20 protein-coding genes are annotated in these 24,695 nt (G+C 63.9%); 15 read left to right on the top strand and 5 right to left on the bottom strand.

Annotated features, from left to right (window positions below; genetic code table 11):
- Positions 1-25 precede the first annotated feature (25 nt).
- The 7 genes from ubiB (at position 26) to FHX14_RS07315 (ending at position 9,265) form a co-directional block, all read left to right on the top strand.
- The gene (gene ubiB / locus FHX14_RS07345; RefSeq protein WP_184376714.1) at positions 26-1,600 is read left to right on the top strand and encodes a 2-polyprenylphenol 6-hydroxylase; all 1,575 of its coding nucleotides are present in this window, start codon (positions 26-28) and stop codon (positions 1,598-1,600) included.
- A gap of 88 nt (positions 1,601-1,688) precedes the next feature.
- A complete protein-coding gene (locus FHX14_RS07340) occupies positions 1,689-3,275 on the top strand; it encodes an aromatic amino acid lyase (protein WP_003589032.1) in 1,587 nt (528 codons plus the stop codon).
- 24 nt (positions 3,276-3,299) lie between these two features.
- Positions 3,300-4,679: an amidohydrolase family protein gene (locus FHX14_RS07335; RefSeq protein WP_184376713.1), complete on the top strand. Its 1,380-nt coding sequence runs from the start codon at positions 3,300-3,302 to the stop codon at positions 4,677-4,679.
- Positions 4,676-5,956 carry a Zn-dependent hydrolase gene (locus FHX14_RS07330; protein ID WP_184376712.1) on the top strand — a complete coding sequence of 427 codons (1,281 nt, stop codon included), beginning with the start codon at positions 4,676-4,678 and terminating at the stop codon, positions 5,954-5,956. The genes FHX14_RS07335 and FHX14_RS07330 overlap by 4 nt, the downstream gene beginning before the upstream one ends.
- A complete protein-coding gene (locus FHX14_RS07325; protein WP_184376711.1) occupies positions 5,937-7,034 on the top strand; it encodes a DUF917 domain-containing protein in 1,098 nt (365 codons plus the stop codon). Before FHX14_RS07330 ends, FHX14_RS07325 begins: the two co-directional genes overlap by 20 nt.
- A gap of 3 nt (positions 7,035-7,037) precedes the next feature.
- Positions 7,038-7,367, top strand: coding sequence for a TfoX/Sxy family protein (locus FHX14_RS07320; RefSeq protein ID WP_184376710.1), 330 nt, complete (start codon positions 7,038-7,040; stop codon positions 7,365-7,367).
- Positions 7,368-7,603: 236 nt separating this feature from the next.
- Positions 7,604-9,265 carry a urocanate hydratase gene (locus FHX14_RS07315; RefSeq protein ID WP_184376709.1) on the top strand — a complete coding sequence of 554 codons (1,662 nt, stop codon included), beginning with the start codon at positions 7,604-7,606 and terminating at the stop codon, positions 9,263-9,265.
- Positions 9,266-9,295: 30 nt separating this feature from the next.
- Here FHX14_RS07315 and FHX14_RS07310 read toward each other — a convergent pair whose 3' ends face one another.
- Genes FHX14_RS07310 through FHX14_RS07300 form a run of 3 tightly spaced genes read right to left on the bottom strand, consistent with a single transcriptional unit; the run spans position 9,296 to position 11,857 of the window.
- On the bottom strand, positions 9,296-9,682 hold the full coding sequence (locus FHX14_RS07310) for a VOC family protein (protein ID WP_184376708.1): 387 nt from the start codon (positions 9,680-9,682) through the stop codon (positions 9,296-9,298).
- Positions 9,679-10,917 carry an MFS transporter gene (locus tag FHX14_RS07305; protein WP_184376707.1) on the bottom strand — a complete coding sequence of 413 codons (1,239 nt, stop codon included), beginning with the start codon at positions 10,915-10,917 and terminating at the stop codon, positions 9,679-9,681. Before FHX14_RS07305 ends, FHX14_RS07310 begins: the two co-directional genes overlap by 4 nt.
- A 34-nt stretch (positions 10,918-10,951) precedes the next feature.
- On the bottom strand, positions 10,952-11,857 hold the full coding sequence (locus FHX14_RS07300; RefSeq protein ID WP_184376706.1) for a LysR family transcriptional regulator: 906 nt from the start codon (positions 11,855-11,857) through the stop codon (positions 10,952-10,954).
- Between the two features lie 126 nt (positions 11,858-11,983).
- Between FHX14_RS07300 and FHX14_RS07295 the strand changes: the two genes are divergently transcribed.
- Both FHX14_RS07295 and coaBC read left to right on the top strand, forming a co-directional pair.
- Positions 11,984-12,748 carry an SDR family oxidoreductase gene (locus tag FHX14_RS07295; protein ID WP_003589044.1) on the top strand — a complete coding sequence of 255 codons (765 nt, stop codon included), beginning with the start codon at positions 11,984-11,986 and terminating at the stop codon, positions 12,746-12,748.
- Between the two features lie 168 nt (positions 12,749-12,916).
- The gene (gene coaBC, locus FHX14_RS07290) at positions 12,917-14,128 is read left to right on the top strand and encodes a bifunctional phosphopantothenoylcysteine decarboxylase/phosphopantothenate--cysteine ligase CoaBC (protein ID WP_184376705.1); all 1,212 of its coding nucleotides are present in this window, start codon (positions 12,917-12,919) and stop codon (positions 14,126-14,128) included.
- Here coaBC and FHX14_RS07285 read toward each other — a convergent pair.
- The gene (locus tag FHX14_RS07285) at positions 14,115-14,927 is read right to left on the bottom strand and encodes a class II glutamine amidotransferase (protein WP_184376704.1); all 813 of its coding nucleotides are present in this window, start codon (positions 14,925-14,927) and stop codon (positions 14,115-14,117) included. The genes coaBC and FHX14_RS07285 overlap by 14 nt on opposite strands.
- Before the next feature lie 510 nt (positions 14,928-15,437).
- On the opposite strand from FHX14_RS07285, the gene FHX14_RS07280 reads away from it, so the two are divergent.
- The 4 genes from FHX14_RS07280 to FHX14_RS07265 all read left to right on the top strand — a co-directional run bounded on the left by FHX14_RS07280 (position 15,438) and on the right by FHX14_RS07265 (position 19,571).
- Positions 15,438-16,115, top strand: coding sequence for a FadR/GntR family transcriptional regulator (locus tag FHX14_RS07280; protein WP_184376703.1), 678 nt, complete (start codon positions 15,438-15,440; stop codon positions 16,113-16,115).
- Positions 16,112-17,404 carry an MFS transporter gene (locus FHX14_RS07275; protein WP_184376702.1) on the top strand — a complete coding sequence of 431 codons (1,293 nt, stop codon included), beginning with the start codon at positions 16,112-16,114 and terminating at the stop codon, positions 17,402-17,404. The genes FHX14_RS07280 and FHX14_RS07275 overlap by 4 nt, the downstream gene beginning before the upstream one ends.
- A 224-nt stretch (positions 17,405-17,628) precedes the next feature.
- On the top strand, positions 17,629-19,161 hold the full coding sequence (locus tag FHX14_RS07270; RefSeq protein ID WP_184376701.1) for a carboxypeptidase: 1,533 nt from the start codon (positions 17,629-17,631) through the stop codon (positions 19,159-19,161).
- An 8-nt stretch (positions 19,162-19,169) separates the two neighbouring features.
- The gene (locus FHX14_RS07265; RefSeq protein ID WP_179612759.1) at positions 19,170-19,571 is read left to right on the top strand and encodes a GFA family protein; all 402 of its coding nucleotides are present in this window, start codon (positions 19,170-19,172) and stop codon (positions 19,569-19,571) included.
- A gap of 17 nt (positions 19,572-19,588) precedes the next feature.
- On the opposite strand, the gene FHX14_RS07260 is transcribed toward FHX14_RS07265, so the two are convergent.
- Complete coding sequence (locus FHX14_RS07260; RefSeq protein ID WP_184376700.1) at positions 19,589-20,116, bottom strand: Lrp/AsnC family transcriptional regulator; 528 nt, start codon at positions 20,114-20,116, stop codon at positions 19,589-19,591.
- Positions 20,117-20,199: 83 nt separating this feature from the next.
- On the opposite strand from FHX14_RS07260, the gene FHX14_RS07255 reads away from it, so the two are divergent.
- Both FHX14_RS07255 and FHX14_RS07250 read left to right on the top strand, forming a co-directional pair.
- Positions 20,200-20,586 (top strand): RidA family protein, encoded by a 387-nt coding sequence (locus FHX14_RS07255; RefSeq protein WP_184376699.1) that lies wholly within the window; start codon positions 20,200-20,202, stop codon positions 20,584-20,586.
- 502 nt (positions 20,587-21,088) lie between these two features.
- Complete coding sequence (locus tag FHX14_RS07250; RefSeq protein ID WP_184376698.1) at positions 21,089-24,640, top strand: DUF5801 repeats-in-toxin domain-containing protein; 3,552 nt, start codon at positions 21,089-21,091, stop codon at positions 24,638-24,640.
- The last annotated feature ends 55 nt before the right edge of the window (positions 24,641-24,695 follow it).

Below are 24,695 nucleotides of genomic sequence, written 5' to 3'. Positions count from 1 at the left end.
ACCTCGGCCGGCGGGGCACCGCAGCATGAGCACGTTCGGGGCCTATTTCCGCCTTTGGCGCGTCGGCTGGGTGCTCGTGCGTGAGGGCGTCGTCTCAGCTCTGCCGTCCGAAGGACTGCCGCCTCCGGTGGCGCTCGCCAAATCCTTCGTCACGATTTTCGAGCGCAGCAAGGCGCGGCATCAGAAGCGCAGCGACCGGTTGGCGCACGCCGTCGAGCGGCTCGGCCCTTCCTATGTGAAGATCGGGCAGTTCCTGGCGACGCGGCCGGATGTCGTCGGCGTCGAATTCGCCAACGACCTGTCGCAGCTGCAGGATCGGATGGCCTTCTTCCCCTCGGCGGCCGCCAAGGCCAATATCGAAGGTTCGCTCGGCCGGCCGATCGGCGAACTCTATGCGAGCTTCGGCGAGCCGATCGCCGCCGCCTCGATCGCCCAGGTGCATCCGGCCGAAGTCGAAACATCAGACGGCCGCAAGAAGGTCGCCGTCAAGATCGTGCGGCCCGGCGTGCGCCAGCGCTTTGCCCACGACATCGAGGCGATGTATCTCGTCTCCCGTATGCAGGAGCGTTTCCTGGCCTCCAGCCGGCGGCTGCGGCCGGTCGAGGTGACGAAGACGCTGGAGCAGACGACGAAGGTGGAGATGGATCTTCGCCTGGAGGCGGCCGCCCTCTCCGAAATCGCCGAGAATACCGAAAGGGATCCCGGTTTCCGCGTGCCGAAGGTCGACTGGGAGCGCACCGGGCGCGACGTCATCACCATGGAGTGGATCGACGGCACCCGCATGTCCGACGTCGAGGGGCTGCGGGCGGCCGGCCACGATCTCAACCTGCTCGCCGACACGCTGATCCAGTCCTTCCTGCGCCACACGCTGCGCGACGGCTTCTTCCATGCCGACATGCATCCGGGCAATCTCTTCGTCGATGCGGACGGCATGATCGTTGCGGTCGACATGGGCATTGTCGGGCGGCTCGGCAAAAAGGAACGGCGGTTCCTCGCCGAAATCCTCTATGGTTTCATCACCCGCGACTATATCCGCGTCGCCGAGGTGCATTTCGAGGCCGGCTATGTGCCCGGCCACCACAATGTCGAGAGTTTCGCCCAGGCGATCCGGGCGATCGGCGAGCCGATCCATGGGCAGCCGGCCGAGACGATCTCGATGGGCAAGCTCTTGACGCTGCTGTTCGAAGTGACCGAGCTCTTCGACATGGCGACACGGCCGGAACTGGTGATGCTGCAGAAGACCATGGTGGTGGTCGAGGGCGTGTCGCGCATGCTCAATCCGCGCTTCAACATGTGGAAGGCCTCCGAGCCGGTCGTCGGCGACTGGATCCGCACCAATCTCGGGCCGAAGCGGATCGCCACCGATCTCAAGGACGGGCTGAAGGCCGCGGTGAAACTCGCCGAAGCCGTGCCGGAAATTGCGGCGAAAACCGAAAAATTCCACCACCAGCTTCTGCATATGAGCGAACACGGCTTACGTTTCGACGAACAGACGGCGGAGGCGATCGGCAAGGCCGAGGCGCGGTATAACCGCTCGGCCAGGATCGCGCTTTGGGTCATCGCATTGACGCTTCTCTATATTGCCTGGATGGTGAGCTGATCCGTCGGTAAACATGCTGTGTTCGGCATTTAGGATATCCCATGTGACGGAGGAGCCGCTTAGTCTCACCGTTTAGGAGATAAGGCACATGCAGCACGAACGCCCTGGCATCGAACTTTCCGGACGGCCGCTCGGTTTTGCCGAGATGGTGGCGATCGGTGCGGGCAAGGCGACGATTTCGGCTTCGGCCACCGGCATGGCCCGCATCGCCATTGCCCGCGAGATCGTCGAGGATGCGATCGCCTCCGGCATGCCCGTCTACGGTTCGACGACCGGCGTCGGCGCCATGAAGGATGTGGAATGGTCGGCCGACGAACTCGACACCTTCAATCTCGGCTTGGTGCGCGCCCATCATTTCGGCACCGGCACGCCGTTTTCCTGCAATGTCGTACGCAATGCCATGGCGATCCGCGTCAATACGGCTCTGACCGGCCAGGTCGGCTGCACGCCGGAGCTGATCGAGGCCTATATCACCATGCTGAAAGCCGATCTCATCCCGGTCGTGCGCCGCACCGGCTCGATCGGCTGCGCCGATATCGGCCTGATGGGGCAGATCGGCGCGGTGCTGACCGGGGTCGGCGAAGCGATCTACCGCGGCAACCGCATGCAGGCGGCGGAAGCCTTCCGGGCGGCCGGGCTGGAGCCGGTGCGGATGGCGCCGCGCGACAGTCTTGCTTCGCTCAGCATCAATGCAGTGAGTTTTGCGGCGGCGGCGGAAACGACGCGCAATGCGGCGGCCTCGATCCGCATCCTGCTGGCGACGGCGATGATGGCGGCCGGGGCGCTTGGCGCATCGCGTGATCCCTGGAAGGCGGTCCGCCATGTCGGCACGGCGCGCGAGGCGCTGATCGGCGCCTGGCTCTGCAACGCCTCCGACGACTGGAACTGGCCTGTTGCAACGCATGTGCAGGATCCGCTCAGCCTGCGCATGATCGCCCAGGTGTTCGGGGCGGTCATCGAAAACCTGCTGTCGACAGGCCACAAAATCCTTGCCGCCACCGGGCGCTCGGACGACAATCCGGTCGTGGTCGAAGGCCGGGTGATGACCTCCGGCGGTTCGCTTCCACTCGACGTGACGATCCTGCTCGAATCGGCAGCCCTCTGCATGGCGCATGCGGCGCGCAACGCCTTCAACCGCTGCGTCATTCTCGGCAACGGCCAGCGGCGCGACCTGCCGGTCAACCTGGTGCCGCCGGGACGGATCGCCACCGGATTCGGGCCAATCATCAAACTTGCCGGCGAAATTTTTTCGCGCGTGCTGTCGATGTCCAATCCCGTGTCGGCGCAGTCGCTGGTGGTGGCGGCCGGGCTGGAGGACGAGGCGGCCTTCCTGCCGCTGGTCATCGAGCGCTTCGAGCGGCAGATGCAGGCGTTGAAGCGCCTGGCAGCACTTGAGGCGCTGCTGTCGGCCCAGGCGATCGACATCCTCGGCGATGAACCGAAGGGCGTCGCCGCCATGCTCTACGAGGTCGTGCGCAAACATGCGGATTTCTATATCGTGGACAGGCCGCTTTCGGCTGAGGTGGAGGCAATCGAGGAGGAGCTCGGCTCGGACGACTTCCTGTCGAGACTGACCGCACAGGTTCCGATCGCCTCCTTCGACGATTTCTTTGCGCTCGGATCACTGGAGCATATCGAGGAGCGGCTGACCCGCCACGAGGCGCAGGCCATCTGAACTCGGCTTTTTGGAGGAGGCGACATGGACTTCGATCTCGTTCTGCAGGGCACGGTGGTGCTGCCGGACCGCATTGTCGAAGCGGGGTATGTTGCCGTGCGCGACGGCAGGATCGCCGAGGTCGGCCTCGGTGTGCCACCTGCGGCGCGGGAACGCCACCTGCTCGGCAAAGCACTGATCCTGCCCGGCGCGATCGACGCGCAGGTGCATTCGCTCTCGCAGAAGGACCAGGAGGATTTCATCTGGTCGACGCGGTCGGCAGCGGCCGGCGGCGTAACAACGATCGTCGACATGCCCTATGACGAGGGTGATCTCGTCTGCTCGGCCGCAGCGGTCAAACGCAAGATCGAGCATGCCGGCCAGCAGGCACGCGTCGACTTCGCGCTTTACGGCACCGTCGACCCGGAAGAAGGCCCGGCGCGGATCGGCGAGATGGTCGAGGCAGGGGTTGCCGCGTTCAAATTCTCGACCTTCGGCACCGACCCCAAGCGTTTTCCACGCATTCCGCCGGCCCTGCTCGACGCCTGTTTTGCGGCGATCGCGCCGACCGGGCTGACCGCAGGCGTGCACAATGAGGATGACGAGGCGGTGCGCAGCTATATGGCTGAGGTGAAGGCAAGCGGCATCACCGACTGGCGGGCGCACGGCCTGTCACGGCCGCCGATTACCGAACTGCTGGCGATGCATACGATCTTCGAAACGGGTGCCGCGACCCACTGCCCCTCGCATGTGGTGCACTGCTCGCTCGGGCGCGGCTATGACATCGCCCGCGCCTATCGCCGCGACGGCTTTGCGGCGACGGTCGAATGCTGCATCCACTACCTGACGCTCGACGAAGAGAACGACGTCAAGCGCCTCGGCGGCAAGGCGAAGATCAATCCGCCGCTGCGGCCGCGCGCCGAGGTGGAGACCCTCTGGCGGAAGGTGGCGGAGGGCGATGTCTGGCTGGTCTCGACCGATCACGTCAGCTGGTCGGAGAACCGCAAGACCAATCCCGACATGCTCGCCAACGCCTCCGGCGTTCCCGGCCTCGAGGTGATGGTGCCGCTCTTCGTCAAAGGGGCACTCGAACGCGGCATTCCGCTGACCTGGGCGGCCAGGCTGATGGCGGAGAATCCGGCCAGGCATTTCCGGCTCGACCATATCAAGGGAGCACTGACCCCTGGCAAGGATGCCGATATCATCGTGCTGGAGCCGCGGGATAGCGTCTATGATGCGTCGGCCAGTGGCAACAATGTCGTCGGCTGGAGCCCCTATAACGGCATTCGCCTGCCCTGGACCGTTTCCGCCACCTATCTCAGGGGCGAGAAGATCGCCGAAGGCGGCAAGGTGCTGGCCGAGCCCGGCAGCGGACGGTTCGTGCGGCCGTTGCCGCGCCAGGTCATTGCCGGAGCTCCTGCATGAGCCGCAATCTGCCCGTCAACGCCGGCCGGATCGCCGGAGATATCGAGGCGCTGGCCGCCATCACCGAGCCGGGGCACCCCTGGACGCGACGGGCCTTCTCGCCGCTCTTTCTCGAAGGCCGGGCCTATATCGAAGCGCGAATGAAGGCGGCGGGGCTGGAAACACGGATCGATGCCGCCGGCAATCTGATCGGCCGGCGAACGGGCCGCAAACCCTGGCTCGGCACCATCATGGTCGGTTCGCATTCAGACACGGTACCGGACGGCGGCCGTTTCGACGGCATTGCCGGGGTGGTCTCGGCGCTGGAGGTGGCGCGTGCGCTCGGCGACCAAGCGATCGAACTCGACCACGATCTCGAAATCGTCGACTTCCTTGCCGAGGAGGTCAGCATCTTCGGCGTCTCCTGCATCGGCAGCCGCGGGATGACCGGGCAATTGCCGGAAGCCTGGCTTTCCCGGGTCAGCGGCGGTCTCGACCTTGCCGCGGGCATCGCTGAGGTGGGCGGCGAGCCCGGCGTGCTGGCGCAGCAGAAGCGGCCGGATCTCGCCGGATTTCTCGAGCTTCATATCGAGCAGGGACCGGTGCTCGAAGCCGAAAGGGAGGATATCGGCATCGTCACCGCGATTGCAGGCATTACCCGCATCGAGATCACCGTCGAGGGGCGGGCCGATCATGCCGGCACGACACCAATGGATAGGCGGGCGGATGCGCTGGTGGCGGCCGCCCAGCTGGTGCTCGACATCCGCAACGCCGCCGCTGAGCTTGCCAAAACACCGGGCCACTTCGCGGCGACGGTCGGCGAATTCAGGATCGAGCCGAATGCCGCCAATGTCGTGCCGTCGAAAGTGGTGCTGCTGATCGACGGCCGCGCCGAGATCCGTGCCGACATGGAAGCCTTCTGCCGCTGGCTCGACGGCCATGTCGAAAAGCTGGCCACCGCCTATGGCATCACGATCAGAACGCCGAACCGAGTGTCCGACAATATGCCGACACCGGGCGATGCCGGCCTGCTATCGACCTTGGAGGCTGCCTGCGAACGCGTCGGCGCCAAATATCGGCGCATGGCTTCCGGCGCCGGACACGATACCGCCTGGATCGCCAAGGTGGCGCCGGCGGCGATGATCTTCGTGCCCTGCCGGGAAGGCCGCAGCCATTCCGCCGACGAATGGGCAGAGAATGACGATATCGCGCTCGGCGCCGCCGTGCTGTTCGAGGCGGTGCGCGAGATGGACAAGGATTTGACGCGGGAGAAGGCCGATGGGACGCATACTGGTTGAGAAGGACGTGGAAGCCGCGGTCAAGGGCGGCTCCGTCTATGCCGCCGGCGGCGGCGGCTGGGCCGATCACGGACGGATGCTTGGGCTTGCCGCCGTTAATGTCGGCAGGCCGGAGCTGGTCTCGATCGAGGAGCTCCGGGACGACGACTGGATCGCGACGGCGGCGGCGATCGGCGCGCCGGCTTCCACCACGCCCTGGGAAATGCAGGGCATCGATTATGTGAAGGCCGTGCAGCTCCTGCAGGAGGCGCTCGGCGAAAAGCTCTCGGGACTGATCATCGGCCAGAACGGCAAGTCCTCGACGCTGAACGGCTGGTTGCCGTCGGCGATCCTCGGCACCAAGGTGGTCGACGCGGTCGGCGATATCCGCGCCCACCCCACAGGCGACATGGGCTCGATCGGCATGGCCGGCTCGCCGGAGCAGATGATCCAGACCGCGGTCGGCGGCAATCGGGCGGAGAACCGCTATATCGAACTGGTGGTGAAGGGCGCGACGGCGAAGATCTCGCCGGTGCTGCGCGCCGCCGCCGATCAATCCGGCGGCTTCATCGCCAGCTGCCGCAACCCGCTGCGCGCTTCCTATGTCCGCAGCCATGCCGCACTCGGCGGCATCTCGATGGCGCTGGCGCTCGGCGAGGCGATCATCGCGGCGGAGAAGCGCGGCGGATCTGCTGTCATCGATGCGATCTGCAAGACGACGGGCGGACATATCCTCGCCGACGGCGTCATTTCTCGAAAAGACGTCGTCTACACCAAGGAAGCCTTCGACATCGGCACGGTCATTGTCGGTTCGGGCGAGAAATCGGTGACGCTGCATGTGATGAACGAATATATGGCGGTCGACGATGCCGATGGCGAGCGGCTTGCAACCTTCCCCGCGGTGATCACCACGCTGTCGCCGGAGGGCGAGCCGCTCAGCGTCGGCCAGCTCAGGGAAGGCATGCAGGTCTTCATCCTTCATGTGCCGAAGGATATCATCCCGCTGTCGGCAAGCGTGCTTGATCCCACAGTCTATCCCGTCGTCGAAAAGGCAATGGGGATCGAGATCGCCCGATACGCTTTGGAAACGAAGGCCTGAGCCATGACGCGCGATCCCGGCCTCGAAGAACTGCTGCGCGAGGAACTCGGCGATCGGTCGGGGGTGACCGAAAAATCCATGTTCGGCGGCCGGGCCTTCCTGCTGAACGGCAATCTTCTCTGCGGCGCGCGCAGCGACGGCATGCTGATCCGTCTCGGCAAGGGCAATGACGGCTGGGCGCTGGCCCTGCCGGGCGTGATCCAGATGCTATCCGGCGAACGGATAATGCAGGGCTGGGTGCGGGCCACGGCCGAGGTTTACGGCGACGATGCGCTGAGACGGCGTTTGCTCGATGGCGCGCTCGCCTATGTGGAATCGCTGCCGGAGAAGTAAAGACTGAGCTTTCCCCCTTCTCCCCGGCGGGGAGAAGATGTCCGAAGGACAGATGAGGGGGTGAGCGGCAAGGCCCCGAGTGCCCGAGCGCAAGCGAAGGCAAGCAACGCGTACCGTGTGGCCCCCTCATCCGACCCTTCGGGCCACCGACCGGGGTCGAGCCACAGGTCTCGACCCGTCCTTCGGACCCCCGCTGGGGAGAAGAGAAAGAGCAGAGACGCAAAAAGGAAACCACCATGCCGAAGGCCAATCCACGCCATCCGAAATTTCCGATTCCCGGCGGGCCGGAGTTGCGCGCCAAGGGCTGGCGGCAGGAGGCGCTGCTGCGCCTGCTCGAAAACGTGCTGTCCGTCGGTGAGGATCCCGACAATCTGATCGTCTATGCCGCACTCGGCAAGGCGGCGCGCAACTGGGCAGCGCACAAGGGCATCGTCAAGGCGCTGACCGAGATGGAGGAGGACCAGACGCTGCTGATCCAATCCGGCAAGCCGATCGGGCTCGTGCGGACCCACGCCAAAGCGCCGCTCGTCATCATGGCGAACTGCAATATCGTCGGGCAATGGGCGAAAGCCGAAGTGTTCTACGAGATGCAGCGCAAAGGACTGATCTGCTGGGGCGGGCTGACGGCTGGCGCCTGGCAATATATCGGCAGCCAGGGCGTCATCCAGGGGACCTACGAGATCTTCATGCGCATTGCCGAACGGCGCTTCGGCGGCGATCTCGCCGGCCGCTTCGTGCTGACGGCCGGGCTCGGCGGCATGGGCGGGGCGCAGCCGCTCGCCGGCCGCATGGCGGGTGCTGCCATCCTCTGCGTCGACATCGATCCGGAACGCGCCCGCAAGCGCCAGCAGATCGGTTATCTCCAGGAGATCGCGCCCGATCTCGATACCGCCCTTGAGATGATCGATGCGGCGGTGAAAGAGAAGCGGGCGCTGTCCGTCGGGCTCGTCGGCAATGCGGCCGAGGTCTATCCCGAAATCGCCCGCCGCGGCATCGTGCCCGATATCGTCACCGACCAGACTTCGGCCCACGACCTCGTTTACGGCTATGTGCCGAAAGGCATGGACCTCGATCAGGTCAGGGGATTGCGCGACGACGGCCAGGGGCAATTGATGGCGGCAAGCCGCGCCTCGATCGTCGAGCATGTGACGGCGATGCTGGAGTTCCAGAAGCGCGGCTCGGAGGTTTTCGACAACGGCAATCTCATCCGCACGCAGGCGAAAGAGGGTGGCGTCGCCAATGCTTTCGACATCCCGATCTTCACCGAAGCCTATCTGAGACCGCTGTTTGCCCGGGCGATCGGGCCGTTCCGCTGGATGGCGCTGTCAGGCGAGGAAAGCGATATCGCCCGCATCGACGACCTGCTGCTCGAGATGTTTCCCGACAACAAAATCATCACCAACTGGATCCGGCTGGCGCGCGAGCACGTTCCCTTCGAGGGGCTGCCGGCCCGCATTGCCTGGCTCGGCCACGGCGAGCGCACGATGCTGGCGCGGCGCGTCAACGCGCTGGTTGCGAGCGGCGAACTGAAGGGCCCGGTCGCCTTCTCCCGCGACCATCTCGACGCCGGCGCCATGGCGCATCCGAATATCATGACCGAGCGGATGAAGGACGGTTCCGACGCGATCGCCGACTGGCCGCTGATCGATGCGATGATGCTCTGCTCGTCGATGGCCGATCTCGTCGTCGTCCATTCCGGCGGCGGCGGCTATGCCGGCTACATGACGAGCTGCGGCGTCACCGTCGTCGCCGACGGCACCGATGCCGCCGACGAGCGGCTCGACCACGCGCTGACCAACGACACCGCCCTCGGCGTCATGCGGTATGCCGATGCTGGCTACGAGGAGGCGCTGGACGAGGTGGCGAAGAAGGACGTGCCCTATATCCGGCTGGATTGAGTCGGGCGGCCTGTATGGCCAAATCGAGGATCAATCGATCAGATTCGAAACTTCGATGAGATTGCCGTCGGGATCTCTGAAATAGATCGAGCGCAGGCGCCCGGTCGCGCCGGTGCGTTCGACCGGACCCTCTTCGATCACAATGCCCGACGCCTGCAGATGGGCGATGACGTCGGCAAGCGGTGTCTCGGCGATGAAGCAGAGGTCGCCGGAGCCGGGGGCGGCATGTTTTGCCTTGGGTTCGAATTCGTGGCCGGCCTGATGCAGGTTGATCTTCTGCCTGCCGAATTTCAGCGCCTTTCGGCCTTCCGCGAAGGATTGGACCGACATGCCGAGGATGCGGGAATAGAAATCACAGGTGGCTGCGATATCGGCAACGGTCAGCACGAGATGATCGAGACGGTCTATGCGGATCATGCTCTTCTCCGTGCGAAGTGCTGGGCAACACAGGCTGAGATAAAGGCCAGCGCCAGCATGGCCAGTGTGAAAAGGACGACGGCGGTCCAGCCTTCCATCGCGAAGAACCAGCCGCCGGCCGAGCCCATGAGGCTGGAGCCGACATAATAGGCGAGCATATAGAGCGACGAGGCGTGCCCTTTGGTGCCGCGCGCCAGTTTGCCGACAAGGCCACTGGCGATGGAATGGCTCATGAAGAAGCCGGTCGTCAGCACTGTTATACCGAGGATGATGGATGGCAGCGCGGCAAAGAGCGTCAGCGCGCTGCCGGCGGCGGTCAGCGCCAGACCGAAGAGCAGCACGCGAAAATGCCCGATCCGGTCTCCGATGAGGCCGCCGATCGAAGAGGCGCCGATGCCGAAGAGATAGACGGTAAAGATCAGGCCGAGTTCGGTCTGGTTGAGGCTATAGGGCGGCGCCACCAAGCGGAAGCCGGCATAATTGTAGATGGTCACGAAGGAGCCCATCGCCAGGAAGGCGATGGCGAAGATGAAGGGCAGCGCCGGATTTTTGAGATGGCCGAGCCAGGCCTTTGCGTGAAAGCGCGGGTCGAAGCCAGGCCGGCGGACGAAATTCTTCGACGGCGGCAGCAGGGCGATGAAGCCGATCGCGGCGGCAAGGCCGATGGCGCCAATGAGGAAGAGCGCCGGGCGCCATGTGAGATATTCGGCGAAGATGCCCGTCAGCACGCGGCCGGACATGCCGCCGAAGGCCGTGCCGCCGACATAAAGGCCCATGGTGGCGCCGAGGCCGCGCGGATCGATCTCCTCGGCGAGATAGGCCATGGCGACGGCAGGCACGCCGCCGAGAACGAGTCCCTGCAGGGCGCGGATGACCAGCAGCAGATGCCAGTTCGGGGCAAAGGCGGTGGCGATCGTCAGCAGTGCGGCGCCGACCAGCGACAGCGCCATCAGGCTGCGGCGGCCGAGACCCTCCGAAACGGCGGCGGCACAGACAATGGCGAGCGCCAGAAAACCGGTGGAAAGCGAGAGGGACAACGAGCTTTCGGCCGGGCTGACGGAGAATTCCTGTGAGAAGATCGGCAGCAGCGGCTGGACGCAATAGAGCAGCGAGAAGGTGGAAAAGCCGGAGAGGAAAAGCGCCAGGCTGGCGCGGCGATAGGCGCCGGTGCCACGCGTCAGGTAGTGCTTTTCTTCTGCAATCACGCTCTTTGCGGCATGCGCTGACGGCAACATATCTTCATCCTGAGAAGCCTTGGAATTCCATGCGTTAATCCGCAATATCCCAATAGGGCGGATCGCCGAAGCTCTTCTTCAGATGATCGGCGATGGCGCGCAGCTTGGCCGAGGGGTTTCGGCCGCCGGGATGGGCCATATAGATGAATTCGGCCTCCGGCCTGTGGCCGACATCGATTTCGGCAAGCCGGCCCTCGCGGATGGCCGGGCCGGCGATAAAGGAAGGCAACAGCGCGATGCCGAGGCCGGCGATCGCGGCGTCGCGCAGCATGTCGCCATTGTTGATGCCGAGCGCCAGCTGCGCCCGGACGACGACCGCACCCTCCGGCGTCTGGAAGCGCCAGTCGGCGACGCCGCGATTGGTATAGAAGATACCACGGTGGCTGTTGAGGTCATCAAGCGACGACGGCATTCCCTGGCGGGCAAGATAATCCGGAGACGCGCAGAGCAGGCGGCGACTTGGTGCAAGCTTCCAGGCGACCAGCCGGCTATCGGCGATCGGGCCGTTGCGGATAATGGCATCGTAGCCGTCCGAGGCGGCATCGACACGTCGGTCGTCGATATCGAGCGTCAGTTCGATATCGGGATGGTCGGCAAGAAAGGGATAAAGCGCCGGGCCGAGATGCATGCGGCCGAAGGTGACCGGCGCGGCGATGCGGATCGGCCCTGATAGCGTGCCGCGCCGCTCGGCCATATCGGCGGCGGCCTCGTCGATCTCGCGGACGATGCGCCCGGCCCGCTCCAGGAAGACCGCACCGTCTTCCGTCAAGGTGAGCTTGCGCGTCGTGCGGTGCAGCAGGACGCCGCCCAGCGATTTCTCCAGCTCCGCCAGCCTTTCGCTGACAACGGATTTGGAAAGCCTCAGCCGCCGGGCCGCCTCGCTGACCGAGCCGGCCTCCACCACCGCGACGAAAGCGGCAATGCCTTCGATCCTGATCATCGTTCGGTCTTTCCGAATTCAAATTCCCCAATCTGGAGACTAATCCGAACGAAAGGAAAATGCCATCTTCCATTCAACGGAAGAGACGGCAGGGGCCGCCTCGCTGCCAACACAGGAGATGGAACCATGAACCGCTTGAACAACAAGGTCGCAATCGTCACCGGCGCAAGCTCCGGCATCGGCCGCGTCACGGCAAAACTCTTTGCCGTCGAAGGCGCCAAGGTCGTCGTCGGCGCCCGCCGCGAGCGCGAACTCGACAGCCTCGTCGCGGAAATCAAGGCAGAGGGCGGCGACGCCATTGCTGTTGCCGGCGATGTCCGCTCCGAAGATTACCACAAGGCGCTGGTCGCCGCGGCCGTGACCCATTACGGCAAGCTCGACATCGCCTTCAACAATGCCGGCATCATCGGCGAAGCCGGCCCAAGCACCGGTGTTTCGGAAGCAGGCTTCAGCGAGGCGCTTGATGTCAATCTCACGGCATCCTTTCTCGCGGCCAAACATCAGATCGGCGCGATGGCCGAAAATGGCGGCGGCTCGGTGATCTTCACCTCGACCTTCGTCGGCTACAGCTTCGCCTTTCCGGGCGTCGCCGCTTATGCCGCCAGCAAATCCGGCCTGATCGGCCTGACACAGGCGCTCGCCGCCGAATTCGGGCCGCAGGGCGTGCGCATCAATGCCGTCCTGCCGGGCGCCGTCGATACCGACATGTATCGGGACATGAACGACACGGCGGAGAAGCAGGCTGCCCTCAGCAGTATGCATGCGCTGAAGCGTGTCGCGACGCCGGACGAGATTGCCCGCTCGGTTCTCTACCTCGCCTCCGACGATGCGAGCTTCGTCACCGGCACGGCTTCGCTGGTCGACGGCGGCATTTCGATCACCCGCAGCTGAGACGACGCGACATGATCATAGCCGGCGGGTTGGTGATCTCTCTCCAATCCGCCGGCCGCGGCAACCGGCCAGACCAGGCGGGGCGAGCGCATGTCGCCGGCGCGATTGCATGTTCTTCACCAAAGGCTTAGGGTCGGGGCCGGTCAATAAGGCGACGGGAAGAAAGCCATGGCTCTCAGCGGCAAACGCATCCTCCTCATCATCTCCGGCGGCATCGCCGCCTATAAGAGCCTGGATCTAATCCGCCGGCTGCGCGAGCGCGGCGCCAGCGTGCGCCCGGTGATGACCAAGGGCGCCCAGGAATTCGTCACGCCGCTAGCCGTCGGTGCGCTTGCGGCTGACCATGTTTTCCTCGATCTGTTTTCGCGTGAAGATGAACAGGATGTCGGCCATATCAGGCTGGCGCGCGACTGCGACCTCGTGCTGATTGCCCCGGCGACCGCCGACCTGATGGCGAAGATGGCGAACGGGCTGGCAGACGATCTCGCCTCGACCGTGCTTTTGGCGACGGAGAGGCCGGTGCTCGCCGCACCGGCGATGAACCCCAGCATGTGGGCGCATCCGGCGACACGGCGCAATGCGGCGCTACTGAGAGCAGACGGCATCCGCTTCGTTGGGCCGATGGCCGGCGAGATGGCCGAAAGCCGCGAGGCCGGGCTCGGCCGGATGGCGGAGCCGCTGGAGATCGTCGCGGCAGCCGAAACCATGCTCGACGACGGGGAGAAACCGCTGAAGGGACGCAAGGCGATCGTCACCTCAGGCCCGACGCACGAGCCGATCGATCCGGTGCGTTATATCGCCAACCGCTCTTCCGGCCGGCAGGGCCATGCAATCGCCGCTGCCCTTGCCAAACTGGGCGCCGAGGTGACGCTGGTCTCGGGGCCAGTGACGATCGCCGATCCTGTCGGCGTCAACACCGTGCATGTCGAACGGGCGGAGGAAATGCGCGACGCCGTGCTGGCGGCGCTGCCGGCCGACATCGCCGTCATGGTCGCGGCGGTGGCGGACTGGCGGGTGGCCTCGGCCGCAGACCAGAAGCTGAAGAAACATCCGGGCGAATCCATTCCGACGCTGGCGCTGACCGAGAACCCCGACATCCTCAAGACTCTGGGACATCATACGATGCGGCCGAAGCTGGTGATCGGCTTTGCCGCCGAGACGCAGGACGTGGAAAGCAATGCGAAGGCGAAACTCGAGCGCAAGGGCGCCGACATGATCGTCGCCAATGACGTCTCGCCTGCCACCGGCATCATGGGCGGCAGCCGCAACAGCGTCAAACTCATTCGCCGCGACGGCGTCGAGCAATGGCCGGATCTCGCCAAGGAAGAGGTTGCCGACAGGCTGGCGGCGCTGATCGCCGCGCGCTTCATGCAGGAATAGCCACCCGCTGCGGCTTGGCGGCGCCCCGCTTTTCCGGCCGAAAATCGACGACCTCGACGCCATCCTTGCCGACGGTGACGGCGCTGCCATCGGGAATTTCAGCCCAGGCATCGACATCGTCGTTCAGCGGCTCGGAGACGAGGCAATAACCGGCGCTGGCAGGTGAGGCATAGAGTGTCGGCGCCTTGCGATCCGTGGCATAGCGGATCGCATAAAGCGTCTCGCCATCGGAGAAGGCGGCGGTAAAGCGCAGCAGGATCGAGCCGAGGATGCTTTCGGCAAGGTCCTCGACAAAACCGACCATCTGGGCCATCGCGGCAATCGGCGCCTCGCGCAGGCCGAATTGCAGCGCCAGCAGAAACATCAGCTCGGAATCGGTCGTGCCGCCGCGGGCGTTGAACAACTCGTCGTCGAGCATCGCCTCCATCGGCCGGCGCAGGCGCTCGAAGCCCGAGATCTGACCGTTGTGCATGAAGGACCAGGTGTCATGCGTGAAGGGGTGGCAATTGTCGCGGCGCGTGCCGCCGCCGGTGGCGGCGCGGACATGGGCGAGAAAGAGTGGCGAGCGGATCTGCCGCGCCAGGCTCTTCAGATTGCAATCCGACCAGGCCGGCAGGATATCGCGGTAGCGGCCGGGCTCGGGCCGGTCACCATACCAGGCGATGCCGAAGCCGTCGCCATTGGTGGCCGTCTTGGCGCGGGTGGCGCAATGGGACTGCTCGATCAGCGAATGGGCGGGCGAGGATACCAGCTCCTCGAGATAAAGAGGGTCTCCGCGATAGGCTGCCCAGCGACACATGGCTTTCTTGCTCCGGAACCCGCCGCCGCACCGGCGGGCATGCTGAAATTGTCTGTCGTCGCGGCTAATAACAGCTTAACGCGCCGCCGATTTGCAAGCGCAAGATGACGGATTCATGACGCCGGCATCTTCAAATTCGGCGAAAGTCTGTGTCCTTTTGTGAACAGCCGGGCCGCCTTGCGGCAACGCGTTGCACGGATTTTTTCTTGCATCTGAAACGAATCGGCCTACCTTCGATCTATCAGCAACAGAACGAAAGGAAGGTGATCCAATGTCTAATGAGATTTCGGACCTCGTAACGGGCATGGGAGAGGTAATGAAAGCGAGGCAGCCCTCGCTGTAATTCCCGCCTTCCTGGGGCTGCATAGACAGTCCAGGCCAGTTTGAGGCCAAACTCATGGAAAGGGTCGCCGAGGCGGCCCTTTTTTATTGCCTTGATTTCAGGACCGTTGACGGATCATCGAAATCGCACTACTCATAAAGTCATCTGATGACTTTATGAGTAGTGCGATGCGCGCAATCAGCAGGACCAATCTCGCCGATGAGGCCATCGAGGCGATCCGCAGCGATATCCTCGGCAAACGCTGGGCGGTCGGCGAAAAATTGCCGAACGAGGCCTCTCTGTCGGCCATGCTCTCGGTGAGCCGCGGCACGGTGCGCGAGGCGGTGCGGGTTCTCGTCTCCCAGGGTTATCTCGAAACCCGGCAGGGTTCGGGAACCTATGTGCGCGCGACCAGCGATGCCGGCCGGCCGCTGACGATGGCCCGGCGCGCCAGTCTGCGCGACCAGTTCGAGGCGCGCCTGGCGCTCGACGTCGAGGCCGCCCGGCTGACGGCGATCCGCAAGAGCCCGGAGACGGTTGCCGGGCTTCGCCGGCTGCTTGCCGAACGCGGCAGTTACGACGGCGGCGATCAGGCCGCTTTCATCGAACGCGACCTTGCCTTCCACAAGGCCATCATCGCCGCTTCCGGCAATCGGGCGATGATCGAGATCTACGATTTCTTCTCGGCCTCGATCGCCGATACCATCGCGGCGACGCTCGGCAAGGATATTCCCGAACCGGATATGCAGGCGCATGCCGATATCGTCGATGCCATCGAAACCGGCGATCCCGACAAGGCGGATTTGGCGGTGCGCCGCTTCATGGCCCCCGTCCTTGCCGCCCTCGACCGGATGATCCTGTCATGAACACACCTTCCAACGACCTCACCGCCACGCTCGACCCATCCGACGACCTGCTTGTAGACGCCGAGGCCGGCAGCCTGCCGCCGCCGCAGGCAACACCAGTGCGGGGTGCTGCGGATCGTTTTCTGCTTGGCGCAAGCCTGGTGCTGATCGCCTTCAACCTGCGCCCTGTCTTTTCAAGCGCCTCGGCGCTGCTGCCGGAGATCCGTGCGGAATTTGGTCTCACCACGCTTGGCGCCAGCCTGCTGACGACGCTGCCAGTCGTCTGCCTCGGCGCATTCTCGCCGCTTGCGCCGCGTCTTGCCCAGCGTCTCGGTTCCGAACGCACCCTGCTCGGCGTCATCCTGCTTCTGGCCCTTGGCACCGCCTTGCGCGGGCTCTCCTCCGTACCGCTGCTTTTTATCGGCACGGCGCTAGCCGGCGCCTGCATCGCCGTCGGCAACGTGCTGCTGCCGGGGCTGGTGAAGCGGGATTTTGCCGGGTGCGCCGCGCTGATGACCGGCTTCTACACCATGGCGCTCTGCGCCGGTGCGGCCAGTGCGGCCGGGCTGACGCTGCCGATCGAACACGCGCTCGGCGGCTCTCTCCAAGGCGCGCTCGCGATCTGGGCGCTGCCGGCGCTCGTCGTCGGGCTGATCTGGCTGCCGCAGGTTCTGCGCAGCGGAGGCCAGGCAAGGCGAAACGGATTTCATGTCAAGGGCCTCTGGCGCGACCGTCTGGCCTGGCAGGTGACACTGTTCATGGGGCTGCAATCCGCACTTGCCTATTGCGTCTTCGGCTGGCTGGTTCCGATCCTGCGCGAACGCGGCCTCGACGGCGTCACCGCCGGGGCGATCGTTTCGCTATCGGTGATGGTGCAGGCGGCATCCTGCCTGATCGTGCCGCATATCGCCGTGCGCGGGAAAGACCAGCGGCTGATCAATGCGAGCCTTTGCGGCGTCGCCGTCACCGCCCTGCTCGGCCTGCTCTTTGCGCCGCTGTCGACGGTCTGGCTATGGGCCGTGCTGCAAGGCATCGGCCAGGGCGGGCTGATCGCGGCGGCGATGACGACGATCGTGCTGCGCTCGCGCGATCCCGATGTCGCCGCCCATCTGTCCGGCATGGCGCAATGCGTCGGTTACCTGCTTGCATCAATCGGCCCGCTCATCGTCGGCCTCATCCGCAGCTGGACCGGCAGCTTTTCCTGGTGCGCCGCCTTTTTTGTCGCGCTTGGGCTCGGAGCGGCCATCAACGGCTGGAAGGCCGGCCGGTCGGTCGAGATCAATGTCCATGCCGTGGACAAGGTGAGCTGATCCCTCACCGGCCCATCACCATCTCTTGATGTCGGTCGCCGATCGCAGATGTTACGCTATCTCTAAAGCGCGTCGCATCAAACTTGATTCATGCGACGCGCTTTAGCTCTTTGTTCTTACGCATGTCGTTGGGGCAAAAGCGCTTCGCGCTTTGCCTGGGAAAACCGCTGCACAGTTTTGCGCGACATGCTTTAGCTGCAGTCCGCACCGCCGGAGGAGACATCTTGCGTTTACGACCTCTGTTTCTGTTTGCCGCCCTGGCGGTGTCGCTGGCCCCTGCCCTTTCCCCGGCTGAGGAAAGCGCTCAAGCCGGGGCAAATGTCGAGCGTAGCGCGCGCGACGGCGTGCTGAAGCTGCTGCCGGCCGATTCCGTCACCGAGCACGAGTTGACGATCGGCGGCCGGAAGATTGCCTATACCGCAACCGCCGGCACGCTCGATCTCTTCGGCCAGGACGGCGCGCCGACCGGCGCGATCTTCTACACCGCCTATGTCGCGAAAGACGGCGGGCCGGACCGGCCTCTGACCTTCGCCTTCAACGGCGGCCCGGGTGCGGCTTCCGCCTTCCTGCATCTCGGGCTGGTCGGGCCCAAAGTGCTCGATTTCGGGCCTCAAGCGCGCGACGGCGCGCATGCACAGCTCGTCGACAACCCCCAGAGCTGGCTGGATTTCACCGACCTCGTGCTGATCGATCCGATCGGCACCGGCTGGAGCCGGACGGTGAAGGCCGACGACGCCTCCAATTATTACAACGTCAACGCGGACGCTGAGAGCATCGCCAAGGCGATCGCGCTTTATGTCGCGCACAACAACCGCTCCAACGCGCCGAAATATCTTCTCGGCGAGAGCTATGGCGGCTTCCGCGCCGCCAAGGTCGCCTCGGCGCTGCAGGAAAGCCAGGGCATTATCGTCGCCGGTGCGGTGATGCTGTCGCCCCTACTCGAGGGCCAGCTGATGTTCAACGCCGATCAGTTCCCACTCGGCGCAGCACTGGAGCTGCCGTCGCTGGCGGCGGCCGAACTCGACCGGCACAACGCCTTCGACGAAGGGAAGCTGCGCGAAGCGGAAACCTTCGCGCTTGGGGATTATCTGACGACGTTGGCCGGCCCGCCGCCGACGGGTGCCAATGCCACCGCCTTCTATGGCAGGATCGCCGGGCTGACGGGTATTCCTGAGGATATCGTCACCCGCAACCGCGGCTTCCTCGGCAACTCCTTCGTCAAACATTCCGATGGGGGCAGCGGCGAAGTGATGAGCCCTTACGACGCCTCTTTTGCGGCCCCCGACGCCTATCCTGAATCGGATTACGACCGCGGCGACGACGCCATTCTCGACGGCTTCACCCGCGCCTATGGCGGCGCCTTTGCCGACTATGCCCGCAACCAACTCGGCTTCAAAACCGAGATGACCTATTCGCTGCTCGACAGCGATATCAGCCGGCGCTGGGAATGGGGCAGCGGACGCGGCGGCGGATCACGTTTCCAGGCCAGTGCGACCGACGACATCAGGCAGCTGCTTGCCTCGAACACGGCCTTCCATCTGCTAATCGCCCATGGCTACAGCGATCTGGTGACGCCTTACGGCGTCAGCCGCTACGTGGTCGACCACCTGCCGCCATCGCTTAGCAGCGGCCGCGTCGGGCTGAAACTTTATCGCGGCGGCCATATGTTCTATACCAAGGCCGATCGGCGCGCCGCCTTCACGGCGGATGCCAAGGCTTTCTATGCCACGCGCCCGGCCGCTTCGCCGGCGGATTGAGGATGTCGATGCATATAACCGGAGGATGCCATTGCGGCGCGATCCGCTATCAGGCCGAGATCGAGCCGGAGCGGGTCTCGATCTGCCATTGCACCGATTGCCAGCGGCTGACCGGCTCTGCCTATCGCATCACCGCGCCGGCGCGGCCGGGAAGTTTCGAGCTCACCTCGGGCGAGCCGCGCGGCTATGCAAAATACGGCGACAGCGGCGGCCTCAGCCGACAATTCTTCTGCCCGAACTGCGGATCGCCGCTTTATCGCACCGATGGCGACGGCGGCGCGATCGGCATCCGCCTCGGCGGCATCGACCAGCGGCGGGAACTCACGCCGAGGAAGCAGATATGGTGCCGCTCGGCCTTGCCGGGAGTGGAGAATATCGAGCCGCTGCCACGGTTCGAGCGCGAGGATTGACGCGGCAAGGACGCCGGCTAATCCGGCAGCGGCGTATCCGGCCAGCTGTCGGTGACGGCGGCCTGGACCGGACGCTCGAGATAGGTGGAGAGCGCGATATAGCTGCGGGTGCCGGTGACGCCGGGAACGGCGTGGACCTGCGCCAGAAAAGCCTCCAATGCCTGCGGGCTTGCGGTGCGGACCTTGAAGACAACGCTGGCATCACCGGCAACCGAATGCATCTCCTCGACTTCGGGAAAGCGCAGGACCTGCATCAGCCGCTCGCTCTTGCCCCAGCCGGCCGCCTCCACATGCACGAAGGCCAGCAGCGGCTTGCCGAGGGCCGCGCCATCCAGCGCGGCATGCACGCCTTTGATGGCACCGGATTGCCGGAGGCGGCGCACGCGCTCATGCACGGCCGGCGCCGACAGGCCAACCGTTTGCCCAAGCCTCGCATAACTCTGGCTGCTGTCGGCGGCGAGCGCGGCTAATATTTTTCGGTCGAAGGCATCGATGGCGGGCTGCTGTGGGCGCCGCCGCCGAAGATCCTCTGTATTTATCTCCATTCGGCATCTCCCCCTTTTTGCCGAATAATTATCGGTCATACTGAGACTATTCCATAGAAAATTCGGAGGAAGGAAGAGATCTCATGGAGATGATCGAGCGCAATCCGGTGACGGGGATCTATCCGGCGAGCCCCGATTACATTCACGCGCTGGAGGTCCGGCATCCCGCCCGGCTGCTCTTCGTCAGCGGCACGATGGGTATCGATGCAGAGGGATCGGCGGCGTCAGACCTGGACGGGCAGCTGGCGCTCGTCTGGGCCAACTTGCGCACCATCCTCGCCTCGGCCGATATGACGGTGGACAATATCGTACGGCTGACGAGCTATCTGCGCGACGGCGCCTTTGTGGAGGCGAACCAGAATGCGCGCGTCCAGGCGCTTGGCGGTCGCGCCGTTCCGACCACGGCTATCATCGTTGAAACCCTGAGCTGCGACTGGCTGGTGGAGATCGAGATCATCGCCGCCGGCTAGAAACGGCCTCGTGTTCCTGATTATCGCGACGCCGCAAGTCTGCCGTCTGTGCTCAGTCAAATGTGAATGCGATGTCGTCGTCTCACAAGCAGAAAAGCGCGCAAGAAACACAACTCCACTTTGTAGCTCGAAGTCGCTAAGTGCAATTTCGATAGATTTATAGTATAGATAATGACGAGGGGGAATTCATGTGATCCACGCGGTGGGCTGCCATAGTTTTATGTGTATTTCTTCTGAGTTTACAAACTCATTCTTGTATTTTGTGAGGTTGTAATCTTTGGAGTTGCTATAAATGCAGCCTATCAGTGGGACTTTGGTCTTAATTCATCTAGGGACTTTGGTCTTAACACCCTCCAACTGAGATGGATTGGCGCTTTCGGTCGGCGAGACAATCGCGATCAATCGAGAGCTGCAAGTTCGATGCGCATGGGGCAGACCCTACCGGCTGCATTCGGCATCCGGGGCCTGAATCCCTCTGCGATTCAACCGAGGGAGAAGTTCTATGGCACTCGACATCACGACCCAGGACATCATCATCGACGAAACCACCGGCCTTACCGACGACGATGTTAACGCGTCGACTCCACCGCATAACGCCAACACCACGCTGCAATATCTGTTGGGCCTCGATGGCTCGGGCGGGCTTTCCTCACCTGAGGTCGCCTACCAGAACAATTTCGTGGTCGCCTCGGCGAGCGCAGGGGAAACCATCACGGCGGTGGTTCTCACGCAAAACGCCTCCGGCACCCCGTATTCCACCACGGTCGGCGTCAACAGCGGTATCCGCACGGTCGATGGCAATTATGTCTGGCTGTTCCAGGATGCAACCCATCCAAACGTCGTGATCGGCGTCATCGGCACCGCCGACCCGCTCGCCGAACCCGCCGAGACCGGACCGCTGGCCTTTTCCTTGGCGCTGATCAGCACCAGCGCCACCAATGCGGATCTGTACACGGTTCAATACGTGCCGTTGTTCCATCACGATGCAACCAACGCCGACGACCGCATCGATCTGACCAATAAGGTGTTCGCCTCGGTCACCGGGACCTCGGTGGTTAATTTCAGCCAGCTTGATGACGCCGATCCCGGACATAACAACTGGTATATTCTCGACGCCGACACAGCCAGCACGCAGAAGATCCTGGTGACGGCGCACGACGAAGGCGTGCAGGCCGAAGTCAATGTCAGCACCCAAGGCCTAGGCGTCGCCTCTCAAGACGTGCGCTTCGGCCGCGAGCTGCAGATCGACCTGATCACAGGCGGCACTCAGAGCGCGGGCAAAGACTTTACCGACACGCCAACCGCACCTGATTACACAGCGCATATCGAGAACGTCTCCAGCGCCGGCTTCTCGATCTCGCAGTCGACGCCGACCGGCAGCGTCGCCGACATCGAGATCCACGCCTATAATAACGATGACAATGCGGAAGGCTCCGCATTCCCCGGTGACGATAACGACACCGAAATCAATATTTCCGGCGTGACGTTCAAACTGAACGGCGTGGCAACGACGGCCGCAGCACTCGGCATCACGGTCAATCTCAGCGGCAATGCACTGATCCTCGAGAATGTCGGCGAGGGCGTAACGATCGATTTCACCACTGCGGGCGGGGCAGGCGGAACCTTCGACCGATTCACCATCAAAAATATCGACACTGAGAAAGACTTCTTCGACGTCAAAGAGGTGCATTATGGCGGTGAGGTCAGCAACGCCCATAACGAAGAAGTCGGCTCCTTCATCAACTTCGACGACGACGGACCGACGATCACGGCAACCGGCAGCCCGCCGAACCTGACGGTCGACGAGACCGTTCTGACGACCAATGCCACCGGCGACTTCTCGACCTTCTTCACCTCGAATGCCGGCGCCGATGGCGACGCCATCACCTATTCGCTCGGCATCAGCCAAGCCGGCAGTGTTAGCGGCCTGACCGACACCGCGACCAATCAGGCCGTGATGCTCTACCTCGAAGGCGGCAATGTCGTCGGACGCGCCGGATCCGCCGCCGGCGCCATCGTCTTCACCGTCAGCGTCGATGCCGCCGGCATCATCACCCTCGACCAGGCACGGGCGATCATCCATGCCGATGCCACCAACCCGGATGACAGCCGAACCCTGGCAGCCGACGACCTCATCACCCTGACGGCGACAATCACCGACAAAGACGGTGATCAGGCCGCCGCCAGCCACGATATCGGCCAGAACCTCATCTTCAAGGATGACGGGCCGGCGATTACGGCAACCGGCAGCCCGCCGAGCCTGACAGTCGACGAGACCACCCTGGCGGCCAACGCCAGTGCCGGCTTCTCGACCTTCTTCACCTCAAACGCCGGGGCAGATGGCGACGGCATCGCCTATTCGCTCGGCATCAACCAGGTCACCAATGTCAGCGGGCTCACCGACACGGAAACCGGCCAATCCGTGCTGCTCTTCAAGGAAGGCACCAGCGTCGTCGGACGCGCTGGATCCGCCGCCGGCGCAATTGTCTTCACCGTCAGCGTCGATGCCGCCGGCGTCGTCACCCTCGACCAGGCACGGGCGATCATTCATGCCGATGCCACCAACCCGGATGACAGCCGAACCCTGGCAGCCGACGACCTCATCACCCTGACGGCGACAATCACCGACAAAGACGGTGATCAGGCCGCCGCCAGCCATGATATCGGCCAGAACCTCATCTTCAAGGATGACGGGCCGACGATCACGGTGCCGTTTGACGGCAACCCGGCTCTCGCAGGCATCCAGCACGAGACCCTCGCCAACCTGCTCAACGCCTCGGCGAGCGGAGCCTTCGGCTACGATATCGGCGCTGATATTCACCCGGCCGCTTTCTACACCGGCGGCGGCTCCGACTTTGTCGACCAGAATGGCGTAACGGCCGGCGTCCAGATCGGACTGACCGGCACGATCACCGGCGGCGGCGGAGGCAATCTCCTCAGCTCGAATGTGACGCTGGCGTCGGAGAGCCTCACCTCGGCGACGTTCAACTTCACCTTCACCTACGACAAGGATCCGGCGGCCGGCCCCCAGGCGGGCACGGCAGGCGGCACCCTCGTCTTCGACAAGGTCGCCGACACCTATACCGTCAACCTGACCGACCCGCTCGAAGGCTTCAGCTTCGACGTTCTGCATACCAGCGAACTCCTGTCCAAGCAGCCGACGAGCAATGTCGGCCACCCGCCAATCGTGGTGGAAAAGCTGCAGGCGGATGATCCGAACACATCAACCGATGAAGACTTCTACGTACAGTTCACCGGCAACCTGATCAACAAGGCCAACCCCTTCGGCCTGACGAGCAATGGCCAGGGCTCGTCCACTGACACGACCTTCACCCTCGGCGGTCACGAGATGGTGAGCAACGGGAATGAGACGTGGGTGTCTGCAACACAGAGCACCAACGGTGTTGCCGGCGACACGATCCAGAAAGACGAACTGCTCACCTTGCGGTTCTTCAGCAGCGATGTCGGCATCGCTAGTGAGGCTACCACCCCGACGGCGACCGCCGGCACGATGGCGATCAAATTCGACGGCATCGGCAACAGCGAGGACCTGATGCTGATCCTCAACCTGATCGACAAGAACGGCGCCGACAACATTGCCGGCAACGGGGACGACAATTCCACGATCACGCGCGCCATGTATGTGTCGAACGCCGACATCTACAAGACGGGTCAAGTGCCGGCCCCCTACAGCAGCGAGTTCAAGCTCGACAACAATGACGGCCTCGTGATTGTCGAGCAGAACGACTACAACGCAACCGGCGAAGACTACGTGCTGCAGGGTGTGCAGATCATGCAGTCGGGCAACGGCATCACCGGCAACAACACGGCGATCGACCTGGTGCGGACGACCGGCGCCAATGGCGGCAGCAATGCGACCGCCAGCTTGGTGAATTTCGACGGCGCCGACAACGACGTGCTGAAGATCACCGACATCGGCTTCACCTCGACCGTCAGCCAGACGCCGGATGCCAACCTCGACTTCGCCTTCCAGGTGGTCGATGCGGACGGAGACCAGACGGTGATGCAGCACATACTTGTCGACGTCGCCTGACATGTGACCAGCGGGGGCGGCTGGTGCCGCCCTCCTTGCAGCCATTGCATGCGGT

The sequence above is a fragment of the Rhizobium sp. BK619 genome (assembly GCF_014195245.1).
GTDB lineage: Bacteria > Pseudomonadota > Alphaproteobacteria > Rhizobiales > Rhizobiaceae > Rhizobium > Rhizobium acidisoli.
Note: the sequence above shows the minus strand (reverse complement) of the source record. Positions and strands in the feature narration are given on the sequence as shown.